The following is a 13,322-nucleotide window of genomic DNA, read 5'->3' as shown; positions in this document are numbered from 1 at the left end:
TATGGCCACCGAAAACGCCGTCAGCGCGGAAGACCTCAAGGTCGATGCCAAGAAGATGCACATCTCGACGACAGATGTCGCCATCGACATCGTCGGCATGCACAAATGGTATGGCGAGTTCCATGTGCTGAAGGACATCAACCTCAAGGTGATGCGCGGCGAGCGCATCGTCATCTGCGGTCCGTCCGGCTCCGGCAAGTCGACCATGATCCGCTGCATCAACCGCCTGGAAGAGCACCAGAAGGGCAAGATCATCGTCGACGGCAAGGAACTCACCAACGATCTGAAGAAGATCGACGAGGTGCGTCGCGAGGTCGGCATGGTGTTCCAGCACTTCAACCTGTTCCCGCATCTGACCATCCTGGAGAACTGCACGCTGGCGCCGATCTGGGTGCGCAAGACGCCGAAGAAGCAGGCCGAGGAAATCGCAATGCATTTCCTCAAGCGCGTCAAGATCCCGGAACAGGCCAACAAATATCCTGGACAGCTTTCCGGCGGCCAGCAGCAGCGCGTGGCGATCGCCCGCTCGCTCTGCATGAACCCGCGCATCATGCTGTTCGACGAGCCGACCTCGGCGCTCGACCCTGAAATGATCAAGGAAGTGCTGGAGACCATGGTGGGCCTTGCCGAAGAAGGCATGACCATGCTGTGCGTCACCCACGAGATGGGCTTTGCCCGCAAGGTCGCCAACCGGGTGATCTTCATGGACCAGGGCCAGATCGTCGAGCAGAACACGCCGGCCGAGTTCTTCGATAATCCGCGCCATGAGCGGACGAAACTGTTCCTGTCGCAGATCCTGCACTGAGCGGATCGGACTCAGATTTGCCAAGCCCGGCCGCGAAAGCGGCCGGTTTTTGTGTCGGTTAGAATTTGCAAGCGCCTCGTTCCTTCGCGCCCCCCTCTGTCCTGCCGGACATCTCCCCCACAAGGGGGGAGATCAGACGTCACGCCGGCTTTCGCCAATCGCCGACGTTGCCGGAAAGAGCGGAGCGCCAAAGCTGCCAATCTCCCCCCTTGTGGGGGAGATGGCCGGCAGGCCAGAGGGGGGCACTGTCCCGCCAGCATATCCAGTTTCTGGTGGCTTTTAAAAGCTTCTCAGCGCCTCACAACCTTCTGCTGCTCCCACCCATAGAGCCAGTCCATATCCGCCGCGAGCTTCTCGGCCGGCCGCGTCGCCAGCACCAAGTTGCGCGCGATCGCCACGGGGCCCCATGCGTGCCAGGCCAGGCGGTTGAGCGCGCCGCGTCTGAGCACCTTTTCGATGCGCGGGCGCCTGAGATTTTCCCATGTGGTGAGGTTCTGCCGCGGATCGCCGCCGAACTCGGCGACCAAGCCGGCGAGCGTCGAGGCATCCTCGATCGCCATCGCCGCGCCCTGCGCCGCGAACGGGGTCATGGCGTGCGCCGCGTCTCCGATCAGGGCAACGCCATCCGGCATCGTCCAGCGCGCCTGCTCGACCGTGTGGATCGGAAACGCCGTCCATGGGCCGGCGAGCGCGACAAGCCTTGCCAGCGCGGGCGACGTGCCGCGCATGGCGCCGGCAAGAATGGCGGGGTCGGCATGGCCTGACCAGCCTTCGGCGATGCGCTCGCCTCTGGTGAAGGCGGCGAGGTTGAAGGCGCTGCCCTCGCTCACCGGATAGGCGACCATATGGAAGCCGGGATGGAGCAAGGCGGTGACGCAGTCGCCGGCGGCGATCGCTGCAAAAGCCTGGCCGGCGGCGCTTGTCGCTGCCGCCGTAGCGCGCCAGGCCAACTCGCCCGAGAAGCGCTCCTTCCCGAAAGCCGGCTCTCGGTCCGCAAGCAGCCTGCGAACCGACGACCAGACGCCGTCGGCGCCGATCAGCAGGCCTCCGGCGGCCTTGAGGCCGACGCCATCCGTTTCGGCGGTGACGGCGATGTTTTGCGGCTGAACAGTGACGTCCGTCACCCGCGCACCGGTGACGAGTTGGATCTCGGGATGCTCCGTTACATGCGCCGTCAGCGCCGCCTGCAGGTCGGCGCGGTGGGCCACCAGATAGGGCGCGCCCCAGCGATCTTCGCCGGTCTGGCCGAGCGGCACGCGCGCCAGTTCGCGCAAGGTGGCGGCGTCCATCAGCACCACCGCTTCGGGCCTGATCGCGCTCGGCCGCAACCGGTCGAGCGCGCCGAGCCGGCTGAGAATGTGGGTCGCGTTGGGGGAAAGCTGGATGCCGGCGCCCACCGCTTCGAGCTGGCTGGCCTGTTCCAGCACGGTGACGGCATGGCCGTGTTCGGCAAAGGCAAGAGCTGCCGTCAATCCGGCGATGCCGGCCCCGGCGATGACGACCTGCCGGGACCGCGCCTCGTTCATCGTCTAGCGGTCACTCATGATCTGCGATCAGGCGGCTTGATCGATATAGAGGCAGCCGGCAGGCTCGGTTTCCGTCGCCTTCAGCTTCGGCGAATAGCGATAGAGCGTCGAGCAGTAAGGGCAGACCTTTTCATTGTCGTCGCCCATGTCGAGGAATACATGCGGATGGTCGAAAGGCGGGTTGGCGCCGGTGCACATGAATTCCTTGACGCCGATATCGATCGCCGGATGGCCCGCGTCGTTCTGGAAATGGGGAATGGTACCGCCTGCCATCGTCGTCTCCTTCAGTTCGGCCGTTTGCATCTGGATCATAACCGGCCGGTTTGCAAGATCGATGAAATGAAACTGTCGCAAAAGCCTGGCAGAGGATAAGTTGAGCCGGTTAAGCGCATGAGCCCGGAAACGAAGCGATTCCGTGACATCATGCGTCATAAAAGCGTGTTAGAGCGTGCATAGCGCGTCCGGCGGCGTATGGCGCTCAAAGAACGACGTTGTGGGCAAGAGCGGGAACCATGAACGAACTGAAGCCGGTGCAGAGCGAGTTCATCACCGTCGAGGCGGCGAGCCCGGACGGCGGCAATCCAGACCGTTTCGTCAACCGCGAGTTTTCCTGGCTGCAGTTCAACCGCCGGGTGCTCGAGGAATCGCTGAACGAGCATCACCCGCTGCTCGAGCGCGTCCGCTTCCTGTCGATCTCGGCCGCAAATCTCGACGAGTTCTTCATGGTGCGCGTCGCCGGCCTCGCCGGTCAGGTGCGCGAGGGCATTGCGCTGAAGAGCCCGGACGGCCGCACGCCCGAGCAGCAGTTGGAGCAATTGCTGCGCGAGGTCGAGCGCCTGCAGGAAGACCAGCAGAAGAGCCTGTCGACCCTGATGGAGCTGCTCAACAAGGAAGGCATCGAAAGCATCCCCCGCGACGGTCTGACCAAGGACGAGAAGGCCTGGCTGGAGGAGCATTTCCAGGATCAGGTTTTCCCGGTGCTGACGCCGCTGTCGATCGACCCGGCGCACCCGTTCCCGTTCATCCCCAATCTCGGTTTCTCGATGGCGCTGCAGCTGCGCCACCGCAAGAACGGCGAGGAGATGAGCGCGCTCTTGCGCTTGCCGGTGGCGCTACGGCGTTTCATCCGTCTGCCCGACCGCAAGCACCATGTCCGCTTCATCCCGCTGGAAGAAGCGGTCGGCCTCTATATCGGCAAACTCTTCCCTGGATACGAGGTCAAGGGCTCGGGCACGTTCCGCATCATCCGCGACAGCGACATCGAGGTCGAGGAGGAGTCGGAAGACCTTGTGCGCCTGTTCGAGACGGCGCTGAAGCGCCGCCGCCGCGGCTCCGTCATCCGCATCGAATTCGATACGCTGATGCCGCCCGAGTTGCGCGACTTCGTCGCCGGCGAGCTCGGAGTATCGTCGAGCCGCATCAGCGTGCTCACCGGGCCGCTGGCGCTCAACCAGATCTCCGAGATCGTGGCCATCCCGCGCGACGACCTCAAATTCACGCCTTACAACCCGCGCTTTCCCGAGCGCATCCGCGAGCATGGCGGCGACTGCCTGGCCGCCATCCGCGAGAAGGACATCATCGTCCACCACCCCTACGAATCCTTCGACGTCGTGGTGCAGTTCCTGCGCCAGGCGGCGGCCGATCCGGAAGTCGTCGCCATCAAGCAGACGCTCTACCGCACCTCGAACGACAGCCCGATCGTCCGGGCGTTGATCGACGCGGCGGAGGCCGGCAAGTCGGTGACCGCGCTGGTCGAGCTCAAGGCTCGCTTCGATGAAGAGGCGAATATCCGCTGGGCGCGCGACCTCGAGCGCGCCGGCGTCCAGGTCGTGTTCGGCTTCCTGGAGTTGAAGACCCACGCCAAGATGTCGCTGGTGGTCCGCCGCGAGGACGGCCGGCTGCGCAACTACGTGCATCTCGGCACCGGCAACTACCATCCGGTCACCGCCCGCATCTACACCGACCTGTCCTTCTTCACCACCGACCCGACGATCGCGCGCGATGTCGCGCAGATCTTCAACTTCATCACCGGCTACGCCGAGCCTGCCGAGGAAATGCGTCTTGCGGTGTCGCCGTTCACGCTGCGCGACCGCATCATGAGGCACATCGCCGAGGAGGCCGCCCATGCGCTCGAGGGCAGGCCGGCCCGTATCTGGATGAAGATGAACGCGCTCGTCGATCCGACCGTCATCGACGCTCTCTATGACGCCAGCCGCGCCGGCGTCGAGATCGATCTCGTCGTGCGCGGCATCTGCTGCCTGAGGCCGCAGGTGCCGGGTCTTTCCGAGAACATCAGGGTGAAGTCGATCGTCGGCCGCTTCCTCGAGCACAGCCGCATCTTCTGCTTCGGCAACGGCCACGGTCTGCCGTCCGACGAGGCGATCGTCTACATCTCCTCGGCCGATATTATGCCGCGCAATCTCGACCGCCGCGTCGAGACCCTGGTGCCGATCACCAACCCGACTGTGCATGAACAGGTGCTTGGCCAGATCATGCTCGGCAACATCATGGACAATCAGCAAAGTTTCGACGTATTGGCTGATGGCACCTCGCGGCGCGCCGCGCTCGAGGAGGGGGAGGAACCGTTCAACGCGCAGGAATATTTCATGACCAATCCGAGCCTTTCCGGACGGGGTGACGCGCTGAAATCGCATGCGCCCAGGCGCATTGCCCAGTTCAAGCGCCGCAAGAAGAACGGCGCCGCGTGATTTCAGTCTCCCAGGGCCGGCTGCAGGACCGGCGGCCGCTGTCGATCATCGACATCGGATCGAACTCGATCCGCCTCGTCGTCTATGAAGGGCTGGCGCGCTCGCCGACGATGCTGTTCAACGAAAAGATGCTGGCCGGCCTCGGCCGCGGCATCGTTTCGACGGGCAAGCTCGATCCCGAGGCGGTGACGCGCTCGATGGAGGAGTTCCGCCGTTTTCGCGCGCTTTCGGATCAGGCGGGTGCCGAGCATATGTATGTGCTGGCGACCGCGGCCGCGCGCGAGGCGGTCAACGGCCCGGACTTCATCCACCGCGCCGAGGATGTGCTGAAGACCGAAATCCGCGTGCTCTCCGGCCGGCAGGAAGCGCATTATTCGGCGCTCGGCATCATTTCCGGCTTCTATCCGGCCAACGGCATCGCGGGCGACCTTGGCGGCGGCAGCCTGGAACTTGTCGACGTCAACGGCGAAGCGATCGGCGACGGCATCACGCTGCCGCTCGGCGGCCTGCGCCTGCAGGACATGGCAAAGAACTCGCTCGTCCAGGCGCAGAGGATAGCGCGCCAGGAACTCGCGCGGGCGAAGCTCTTGAAGGGCGGGCAGGGCAGGGTGTTCTACGCCGTCGGCGGCACCTGGCGAAACCTCGCCCGGCTGCATATGGAGATGACCAACTACCCGCTCGGCGTCATGCATCATTACGAGATCGCCGCCGACAGCGCCCTGAACTTCCTCCGGCAGGTGGCCAAGGGCGAGGTCGAGAAGGTCAAGGGCATTGAAGGCGTCTCCAAGAACCGCCGCTCGCTGCTGCCTTACGGTGCGGTCGTGCTGCAGGAAATCATGGCGGCGATGCAGCCCTCGAAGATCGTCGTCTCGGCGCAGGGCGTGCGCGAGGGCTTCCTCTATTCACTGCTCGACGCCGCCGAGCAGAAAGCCGATCCGCTGATCTCGGCGGCGGAGGAACTGGCGCTGCTGCGCTCGCGCTCGGTCCATCACGCGCATGACCTGGTCGAATGGACGGACAAGGCCTTCAAGGCCTTCGGCATCGACGAGACCGTGGATGAGGCGCGCTACCGCCACGCCGCCTGCCTGCTTGCCGATATCGGCTGGCGCGCGCATCCCGAATATCGCGGCCGGCAGTCGCTCAACATCATCGCGCATGCGTCCTTCATCGGCGTCGACCATCCTGGCCGCGCCTATCTGGCCCTGACCAACGCCTACCGCCATGACGGCATCTTCAACGATTCAATCGCGCCCGAGATCAAGACCCTGGCGCCGCCGCGCATGCTCGAGCGCGCCCGCGCGCTGGCGGCGATGATGCGTGTCGTCTACCTTCTGACGGCGGCGATGCCCGGCGTCATGCCGAGGCTGAAATGGGAAAGTCGCGGCAACGGCGCGCTTGCGCTGGTGCTGCCGGCGGCGCTCTCCAACCTCTATGGCGAGCGCCCGGCCGGCCGGCTGGCGCAGCTCGCGCGCATCACTAACCGCCGGCTGGTGCTGGCGGTCGAGGGCGGGCCAAGCATTTCCGTTAAGTGACCGATCAGGTGATCTCGGCACCGATGCCGAAGGGGCGGCCGTCGGCCGACCATGCGCCCGCGCCGGCCATGGCGAGCGCCAGGAAGCCGCCGGCAATGGCGATGTCCTTCATCAGCATCTGCTGGTGCATGAAGGCTAAAGTCGCATCCTCGCTGCCCTGGCCGAAATGGCCGATGAAGCCGGCGACGACAGTGAAGGCGGCAAGCAGCAGCGCCGCGATCCGCGTCTGAAAACCTACAAGGATCAAAAGTCCGGCGATCAGCTCGAACAGGCCGGTGCCCCAGGCAGCCAAGGTCGGTAGCGGCAGGCCGAGGCCGGTGAAGTAATTGATCGTGCCGGCTATGTTGGTCAGCACCTGGAAGCCCGAGGGCACGAAGAGCGCGCCAAGGAGCAGCCGCGAGACGAGAAGCAACGCGTTGCGGTTCATGGCCACCTCCCTTGCCGGCATCATGCCGGCCGCCAACGCAGTCTACGCCTGCAACCGGGAAACGAAAAAGCGGCGCGGAAAATTCCGCGCCGCATTCGTTTCAGTTTGGGAGGAACAAGCAATTCCAGGAAAAGTGTAACGGTTTTCCGTCCGGAATTGCGTAAAATAAGCGATTTCAGTCTGGAAGGAAAAAGATCAGCCGCGCTTGGCGTCGATCGAGTAGGCGCCGGCACCCGAGGAGGCGAGCAGGATGAAGCCGCCGGTGATGGCGAGGTTCTTGAGGAACTGAATCATCTGCATCTGATCGGCCCAGCCGGTATGAGCGACCAGCCCGGTGGCGATCGTGAAGATGGCGAGCACCCAGGCAGCGATCCGCGTCTGGAAACCGACGAGAATGGCAAGACCGCCGAGCAGCTCGATCAGGCCGACGACAACGGCCGTCACGGTCGGCACAGGCAAACCGAGGGCGCCGAAATAGCCAGCGGTCCCGGAAATGGCGGTGAGCTTGCCGAAGCCGGAAAGCAGGAAGATGACGGCAAGCAGGATGCGGCCGAGCAGGATCGTGGTCGAGCTGTTGGACGCGGCGCCGGCAGCAGCGGCGGAAGTGTTGATGGACATGGCGAGTCTCCGAATGGGTTTGAATGCCCAGTCAGATAGACGACGAAGACTGTTCACCAAAGCCGCTTATGTGGCGACACATTGTTCACAGGGTGGATGTTTCCGGCATCGGCGGGCGCGCGCGAAAATTATGTCGGCGGATTGCGTTGAAGGAGGAAATTGTGCTGTCGCAAAATCCCTTTCGCTTCGTCATCCACGGGCGAAGCAAGGAGCGAAGCGACGCGGCGGAGACCCGAGGATCCATGCCGCGACATCAAAACCGCCGCCGCGGTGCAGGTTCTGCTCCGCTGTGCTCCATGCCCGAGGTACCGGCATGGATCCCAGGGTCTTCGCGACGCCGCTTCGCGGCTGCTTCCCCCTGGGAATGACGAAGTTGCGTGGCCGCCGCAGCCTGCCCTCGTGCCAAATGCTTACCCCGGATGCGTCATGTCCTCGGGCCGCACCAGCCGGTCGTAATCGGCCTCGCTGACCAGCCCGGTGGCGAGAGCTTCCTCGCGCAGCGTGGTGCCCTTCTTGTGCGCGGTCTTGGCGATCTTGGCGGCGTTGTCGTAGCCGATGGTGGGGGCGAGCGCCGTCACCAGCATCAGCGAGCGCTCGAGCGCCGCCTTGATGTTGTCTTCCCGCGCCTCGATGCCGACGACGCAATTGTCGGTGAAGGAGACGGAAGCGTCGGCGAGCAGCTGCACCGACTGCAGGAAGTTGTAGGCCATCAGCGGGTTGTAGACGTTGAGCTCGAAATGGCCCTGGCTGCCGGCGAAGGTGAGCGCCGCATTGTTGCCGAACACCTGCACGCACACTTGCGTCAGCGCCTCGCACTGCGTCGGGTTGACCTTGCCCGGCATGATCGACGAGCCCGGCTCGTTTTCCGGCAGCGACAGTTCGCCGAGGCCAGAGCGCGGGCCGGAACCGAGCAGGCGGATGTCGTTGGCGATCTTGAAGAGCGCCGCCGCCGCCGCATTGATCGCGCCATGCGAGAACACCATGGAATCATGCGCGGCAAGCGCCTCGAACTTGTTCGGCGCCGTGACGAAAGCGATGCCGGTGATGGCAGCGATCCGGTCCGCCACCTTTTCCGCAAAGCCGACCGGCGCGTTGAGGCCGGTGCCGACGGCAGTGCCGCCCTGCGCCAGTTCCTGCAGACCGGGCAGCGTCTGCTCGATGCGCTTGATCGACGAGGCGACCTGCGCGGCATAGCCGGAAAATTCCTGGCCGAGCGTCAGCGGCGTGGCGTCCTGCGTGTGGGTGCGGCCGATCTTGATGATGTGGTTGAAGGCGCGGGCTTTGGCGCCGAGCGCCTTGTGCAGATGGTGGAGCGCTGGGATCAGGTGATGCGCGACCCGCTCGGCACAGGCGATGTGCATGGCCGTCGGATAGGTGTCGTTCGACGACTGGCTCATATTGACGTGGTCATTCGGGTGCACGGGCTTTTTGGAGCCCATCACGCCGCCGAGCATCTCGATGGCCCGGTTGGAGATCACTTCATTGGCATTCATGTTGGATTGCGTGCCCGAGCCGGTCTGCCAGACCACCAGCGGGAAATGGTCGTTGAGCTTGCCGTCGATCACTTCCTGCGCGGCGTCCACGATGGCCTTGCCGACGGTCGGGTCGAGCCGCTTCATTTCCATATTCACTTCGGCCGCGGCGCGCTTGACGATGCCAAGCGCGCGCACGATCGAGGCCGGCTGCTTTTCCCAACCGATCTTGAAATTGCCGAGCGAACGCTGCGCCTGCGCGCCCCAGTAGCGGTCGGCCGCGACCTCGATGGGACCGAATGTATCGGTTTCGGTTCTGGTCTTCTCAGCGCTCACGGGAAATCTCCGGTCTGTCGATTTTGCGCAAGGGCGTATCGCGTTGCACAAATGGCATCAAGCGGAGATTGGGGGCGAGAAGATGCAAATCGGTTGAAGGGGTGCCTCTTCCTTCTCCCACAAGAAGTACAAGGGGAGAAGGGAGTGTTTCTCACCCCATCGGCGGCCCAACAATGTCGATGCCGTACTCGGCGCAGAGTCTCGTCAGCGTCGCGATCATCTCCGGCGTTGGCGCCCCCGGCTGCGGCAGGTCCGGCCGTTCGGCTGGGCGGCTCGCCAGGCGGACCATCGTCTCGAAATCCGAGCCGCGCGTGACGGTGAGCGTGCGCGCGCCCTCAGCGGAGTCGACCCTGTATGTATGCGGCAGGCCTTTCGGCGCGATGACGGTTTCGCCCGCGCCGACGACGCGCTCATGGCCGTTGATCTGGAAACGCATTTTGTCCTTCGAGGATGTGAAACACCTCGTCCTCATTGCGGTGCAGATGCAGCGGCGGGGAGTCGCCATAGGGCAGGCGATGCCCGATGACGCAGATGCCGTCCTCGCCGTCGGCCGACGAGACCTGGATGGCGACGAGCGTGTTGTTGAACCAAAGGAGTTCCTTGCCTGCGATGGTCCGGTTGATCATTGTCATGATTGCTCTCCCATATGGTGCCGGCGAAGCGGCGGCGACAGCGACCTAACCTGGGGCGGGTGGGCGATGGAAATCGAATGATCGTATGGGATGAATTGATGCGATGAATTTGAACGCGCTCGATCTCAACCTGGTGAGGGTGCTCGATGCGCTTTTGCGCGAGAAAAGCGTGACGCGCGCCGGCGAGCAGATCGGCCTCAGCCAGCCTGCGGTGAGTGCCGCGCTCAACCGCCTGCGCCATACGCTCAACGACCAGCTCTTCGTGCGGCGCGGCAACGAGATGGTGCCGACGCCCCGCGCCGAAAGCCTGGCCGAGCCCGTGGGTGCCGCGCTGCGCGAGATCGAGCGTGCTTTTCAGCCGGCGAAGGACTTCGATCCGGCGAGGTTGGAGCGGACCTTCACCTTCATGGGCGCGGATTTCTTTTCCATGCTCCTGATGCCGCCCCTTGCCGCCCGCATCGCGGCGGTGGCGCCATCAGTGTCGTTCCGCTTCCTGGACAGCGCCATCGGCGACGTCTCGAAACTGCTGCAGGAAGATCAAATCGACGTGGCGCTGGAGCGGCCCCTGGAAGTCGCCGAATGGGTTTCCAGTCTGCCGCTGTTCGGCTCGCCCTTCGCCATCATCGCGGCCAAGGGGAATGCAGCGCTCAATCGGGCCGGCATTGCCGAAGGCGAACAGGTGCCGCTCGATCTCTTCTGCGAGCTTCCGCACGCGCTGCGCTCCATCGACGGCTCGATGTCGGGCTTCACCGATGACGCGCTGGCCAGGATGGGCCGGACGCGCCGGGTCACACTTGCCTTGCCGCATTTCCAGGCGGTCGCGTTGGCCGTGGCGAGCGGACCCTATCTGGCGGCCGTTCCAATGCAGTTCGCGGCCGTGGCGGCGAAATCCTTGCCGCTCGGCATATACCGGGCGCCGATTGCGATTCCCTCGCCGGCGGTCAGGATGTACTGGCACGCCCGCCATGACGACGAAGCGCCGCATCGCTGGATCCGCGAGCAGATCCTCGATGAAGTGGATAGGCTCGGATTCAGGGTGTTGGGAGGGCGCGGACAGTGGCGGGTCTGGCTCGCAGAACGGGCTTCGCCTCGGCTAGCGCAGCATTGAACGCAATGTCGGCGAAAGGCGCAGCACCTCTGTCCTGATCAAATCAGGCGAGGCCAGCTCGATCCGATTTCCGGTTTGCAGCGCGCCGTCTCCGAAACCGATAACGGCGACGAAGACATTTTCGCCGGCTCGCACCGGCAGCCGCGGAAAGGTGTTTTCGGCATGCTCGCTGATGAAGGCGCCGAGCAGCCGGCCACCCTTCGCCGTGAGTTGCGGAACCATTTCCGCCCGGAAACGCTTGGCGAAGCCAGCTTCCATGCCCGGGCGCAAATGATGAATCGAAATCTCAACAATGCCTTCTAAGTGACTCTCCGCACTTTTGTTTTCGCCTTCACTCGGGGCCCGCTCCCGTCCCGACAGGTCGATGCCCGCATCCGGCCATGCGGGCTTCAGCAACAGCACGTCGTCGGAATCGATCATCGTCGCATTGGCGGGGTTGCGATGCTCTGCCCATACCGGGCCGTCATAGAAGGCGGTGAGCGCTTTCTTCCTGGCCTCCATGTCGGCAAAGCCGCGCAGCCAGACGAACATGTCGGGACGGTCGAGGTCGCGGAACTGGCCGATGATGGTCATGCCCACGGCTTCCTGGCTCTCGATGAACTCCCGGTCGAACAGGGCGATCAGCGTTTCGCGTTGGCCAGGTTTCAATGTGTATTGCCTGAGCTCCACGATCGGCGAGGCAAGGCGGGCGGAGGTGTCGTTTTGAGCACGGTTCATCGTCGAGTTCCAAAACAGGGTGATCGTCCTGTTTTTAGAACAGACCGGTTGTCCTGTTTTGTCAATCTGGTATTGTGACGAAATGTCAGCAGAGGTTGCCAAGCGCCCGGGCTCGATGCGCAAGAAACGCACCAACGATCCGCAGGGCATGCGGTGCCGCGTGCTCGACGTGGCGGAAGATTGCTTCCAGGCGCGCGGCTATCACGCCTCCAGCCTCGGCGATCTGATGGCGGCGGCCGGCGTCACCGGCGGCGCGCTGCACCACCATTTCCCGACCAAGAAGGCGCTGGCGCTGGCGGTGATCGAGGAACGGGTGGCGGCCGCGGTTCGGCAGACTTGGATCGAGCCGGTGCGGGCGGCGCCTTCGGCGCGCGAAGGCGTGCGCGCCGTGTTCGAGACGCTGGCGGCCGCGCTCGAGCAGCAAGGCTATGTGCGCGGCTGCCCGCTCAACAATCTGGCGCATGAGCTGTCGTTCGCCGATCCCGATTTCCGTATCGCGTTGGCCGATATTTTCGCCGGCTGGCGGCGGGCGATCGCCGACAAGGTGCGCGCCGATCAGGAGGCCGGCGGGGAGGGTGGAACCGATCCCGATCGCTTTGCCGCGCTGACCGTGGCGGCTTACTCCGGCGCCATGTCGATGGCCAAGACCGCGCAGGATGCCGGTGTGTTGCGGGAGTGCCTGGCGGGGTTGGAGCGAGTCGAGCCCTCGCCATCACAGAACGGTCCGCCCGCCAGACGACGCCGCAGGGTGTTGCGGCAGCAGCCAATCCGCTGATGCCGGCATGAGGATCATCTCAGTCCTGACTGAAAGGTAGCCCTCACTCCCTCAGCGGCTTGATCGTCTCGAATCCCACTTCGCTCTGCGCGCTCGTGCCCTCGTCATAGCGTCGCGCCAGCACCGCTTGCAGTTCGGGCGAATAGAGTGCGGTGAAGCTGTCGATCACCGCGCCGGAATCGCCGGTCAGCGTCTCTTTCACCGTCAGCACGGTGTATTTGCAGTCGCCCAGCTTGTAGGTGTCCTTGCCCTTGACGGTTAAAGCCAGCGTTTCGGTGCCCTTCGGCGCCTTTCCCGCCGACAGCCGCACGAACTCGGTCTTGCTCTTGGCGCCCGCCTTCAGCGGGAAGAGCTTTTTGAGATCGCCGAGCGGGATCATCGACAGCCGGCCTGTGTCGCTATCGCGGAAAATCTCGATCAGCCCGGCATAGAGATATTGCGTCTGCGGCGATTGCGACTGGTAGTTGTTGGCGACCGCGACCATGCCGCCCGGCGCCGGCCGGAACTCGCTGCGGATGCCGGGCTTCTCCAGCACGAAGCCGGCCTTGGCCGATGTGGCGTCGATGCAGTCGGCCGCCGCGGCGGTTCCGGCGAGGGCAAGCATGGCGAATGCCATGCCGGTCGTCACGGGTTTCATGCCTTCTCCCCTGGGAATGTGTTCTCGAA

Annotated in this window: 14 protein-coding genes; 5 read left to right on the top strand and 9 right to left on the bottom strand. The window is 64.3% G+C overall.

Annotation, left to right across the window (positions count from 1 at the left end):
* Position 1 precedes the first annotated feature (1 nt).
* Positions 2-805: an amino acid ABC transporter ATP-binding protein gene (locus CK220_RS20320; RefSeq protein ID WP_066997155.1), complete on the top strand. Its 804-nt coding sequence runs from the start codon at positions 2-4 to the stop codon at positions 803-805.
* 290 nt (positions 806-1,095) lie between these two features.
* On the opposite strand, the gene CK220_RS20310 is transcribed toward CK220_RS20320, so the two are convergent.
* Both CK220_RS20310 and CK220_RS20305 read right to left on the bottom strand, forming a co-directional pair.
* Positions 1,096-2,331, bottom strand: coding sequence for an FAD-dependent monooxygenase (locus CK220_RS20310; RefSeq protein ID WP_095813233.1), 1,236 nt, complete (start codon positions 2,329-2,331; stop codon positions 1,096-1,098).
* Between the two features lie 27 nt (positions 2,332-2,358).
* Positions 2,359-2,604: a zinc-finger domain-containing protein gene (locus CK220_RS20305; RefSeq protein ID WP_066997164.1), complete on the bottom strand. Its 246-nt coding sequence runs from the start codon at positions 2,602-2,604 to the stop codon at positions 2,359-2,361.
* Between the two features lie 239 nt (positions 2,605-2,843).
* Between CK220_RS20305 and CK220_RS20300 the strand changes: the two genes are divergently transcribed.
* The gene (locus CK220_RS20300; RefSeq protein WP_095813232.1) at positions 2,844-5,039 is read left to right on the top strand and encodes an RNA degradosome polyphosphate kinase; all 2,196 of its coding nucleotides are present in this window, start codon (positions 2,844-2,846) and stop codon (positions 5,037-5,039) included.
* Positions 5,036-6,571: an exopolyphosphatase gene (gene ppx / locus CK220_RS20295; protein WP_095813231.1), complete on the top strand. Its 1,536-nt coding sequence runs from the start codon at positions 5,036-5,038 to the stop codon at positions 6,569-6,571. Before CK220_RS20300 ends, ppx begins: the two co-directional genes overlap by 4 nt.
* Positions 6,572-6,575: 4 nt before the next feature.
* Here ppx and CK220_RS20290 read toward each other — a convergent pair whose 3' ends face one another.
* From CK220_RS20290 to CK220_RS32535, 5 genes are all read right to left on the bottom strand, one after another.
* Positions 6,576-6,998 (bottom strand): DoxX family protein, encoded by a 423-nt coding sequence (locus tag CK220_RS20290; RefSeq protein WP_095813344.1) that lies wholly within the window; start codon positions 6,996-6,998, stop codon positions 6,576-6,578.
* Between the two features lie 195 nt (positions 6,999-7,193).
* Entirely contained in the window at positions 7,194-7,616 is a 423-nt protein-coding gene (locus tag CK220_RS20285) for a DoxX family protein (protein WP_095813230.1), read from the bottom strand.
* Positions 7,617-8,026: 410 nt separating this feature from the next.
* Positions 8,027-9,424, bottom strand: coding sequence for a class II fumarate hydratase (gene fumC, locus CK220_RS20280; protein WP_095813229.1), 1,398 nt, complete (start codon positions 9,422-9,424; stop codon positions 8,027-8,029).
* A gap of 151 nt (positions 9,425-9,575) precedes the next feature.
* On the bottom strand, positions 9,576-9,860 hold the full coding sequence (locus CK220_RS32540) for a cupin domain-containing protein (RefSeq protein ID WP_245429297.1): 285 nt from the start codon (positions 9,858-9,860) through the stop codon (positions 9,576-9,578).
* The gene (locus tag CK220_RS32535; RefSeq protein ID WP_245429295.1) at positions 9,835-10,056 is read right to left on the bottom strand and encodes a hypothetical protein; all 222 of its coding nucleotides are present in this window, start codon (positions 10,054-10,056) and stop codon (positions 9,835-9,837) included. The genes CK220_RS32540 and CK220_RS32535 overlap by 26 nt, the downstream gene beginning before the upstream one ends.
* Before the next feature lie 103 nt (positions 10,057-10,159).
* Here CK220_RS32535 and CK220_RS20270 point away from each other — a divergent pair, with 103 nt between their 5' ends.
* Positions 10,160-11,164: a LysR family transcriptional regulator gene (locus CK220_RS20270; RefSeq protein ID WP_095813228.1), complete on the top strand. Its 1,005-nt coding sequence runs from the start codon at positions 10,160-10,162 to the stop codon at positions 11,162-11,164.
* On the opposite strand, the gene CK220_RS20265 is transcribed toward CK220_RS20270, so the two are convergent.
* On the bottom strand, positions 11,150-12,004 hold the full coding sequence (locus CK220_RS20265; RefSeq protein WP_348629670.1) for an NIPSNAP family protein: 855 nt from the start codon (positions 12,002-12,004) through the stop codon (positions 11,150-11,152). The two genes, CK220_RS20270 and CK220_RS20265, sit on opposite strands and share 15 nt — an antisense overlap.
* Between CK220_RS20265 and CK220_RS20260 the strand changes: the two genes are divergently transcribed.
* The gene (locus CK220_RS20260) at positions 11,997-12,656 is read left to right on the top strand and encodes a TetR/AcrR family transcriptional regulator (protein ID WP_245429294.1); all 660 of its coding nucleotides are present in this window, start codon (positions 11,997-11,999) and stop codon (positions 12,654-12,656) included. The two genes, CK220_RS20265 and CK220_RS20260, sit on opposite strands and share 8 nt — an antisense overlap.
* A 43-nt stretch (positions 12,657-12,699) precedes the next feature.
* Here CK220_RS20260 and CK220_RS20255 read toward each other — a convergent pair whose 3' ends face one another.
* Entirely contained in the window at positions 12,700-13,293 is a 594-nt protein-coding gene (locus tag CK220_RS20255) for a hypothetical protein (RefSeq protein ID WP_095813225.1), read from the bottom strand.
* Positions 13,294-13,322: the final 29 nt, after the last annotated feature.

The organism is Mesorhizobium sp. WSM3860, from assembly GCF_002294995.1.
GTDB lineage: Bacteria > Pseudomonadota > Alphaproteobacteria > Rhizobiales > Rhizobiaceae > Mesorhizobium.
Note: the sequence above shows the minus strand (reverse complement) of the source record. Positions and strands in the feature narration are given on the sequence as shown.

Bases quoted from the DNA above. Each gene is read 5' to 3' on its own strand.
- CK220_RS32540 (WP_245429297.1), bottom strand. From the start codon at position 9,860: ATGCGTTTCCAGATCAACGGCCATGAGCGCGTCGTCGGCGCGGGCGAA.
- CK220_RS20310 (WP_095813233.1), bottom strand. From the start codon at position 2,331: ATGAACGAGGCGCGGTCCCGGCAGGTCGTCATCGCCGGGGCCGGCATC.
- CK220_RS20270 (WP_095813228.1), top strand. From the start codon at position 10,160: ATGAATTTGAACGCGCTCGATCTCAACCTGGTGAGGGTGCTCGATGCG.
- CK220_RS20255 (WP_095813225.1), bottom strand. From the start codon at position 13,293: ATGAAACCCGTGACGACCGGCATGGCATTCGCCATGCTTGCCCTCGCC.
- CK220_RS20305 (WP_066997164.1), bottom strand. From the start codon at position 2,604: ATGGCAGGCGGTACCATTCCCCATTTCCAGAACGACGCGGGCCATCCG.
- CK220_RS20320 (WP_066997155.1), top strand. From the start codon at position 2: ATGGCCACCGAAAACGCCGTCAGCGCGGAAGACCTCAAGGTCGATGCC.
- CK220_RS32535 (WP_245429295.1), bottom strand. From the start codon at position 10,056: ATGACAATGATCAACCGGACCATCGCAGGCAAGGAACTCCTTTGGTTC.
- CK220_RS20285 (WP_095813230.1), bottom strand. From the start codon at position 7,616: ATGTCCATCAACACTTCCGCCGCTGCTGCCGGCGCCGCGTCCAACAGC.
- CK220_RS20290 (WP_095813344.1), bottom strand. From the start codon at position 6,998: ATGAACCGCAACGCGTTGCTTCTCGTCTCGCGGCTGCTCCTTGGCGCG.
- CK220_RS20260 (WP_245429294.1), top strand. From the start codon at position 11,997: ATGCGCAAGAAACGCACCAACGATCCGCAGGGCATGCGGTGCCGCGTG.
- CK220_RS20300 (WP_095813232.1), top strand. From the start codon at position 2,844: ATGAACGAACTGAAGCCGGTGCAGAGCGAGTTCATCACCGTCGAGGCG.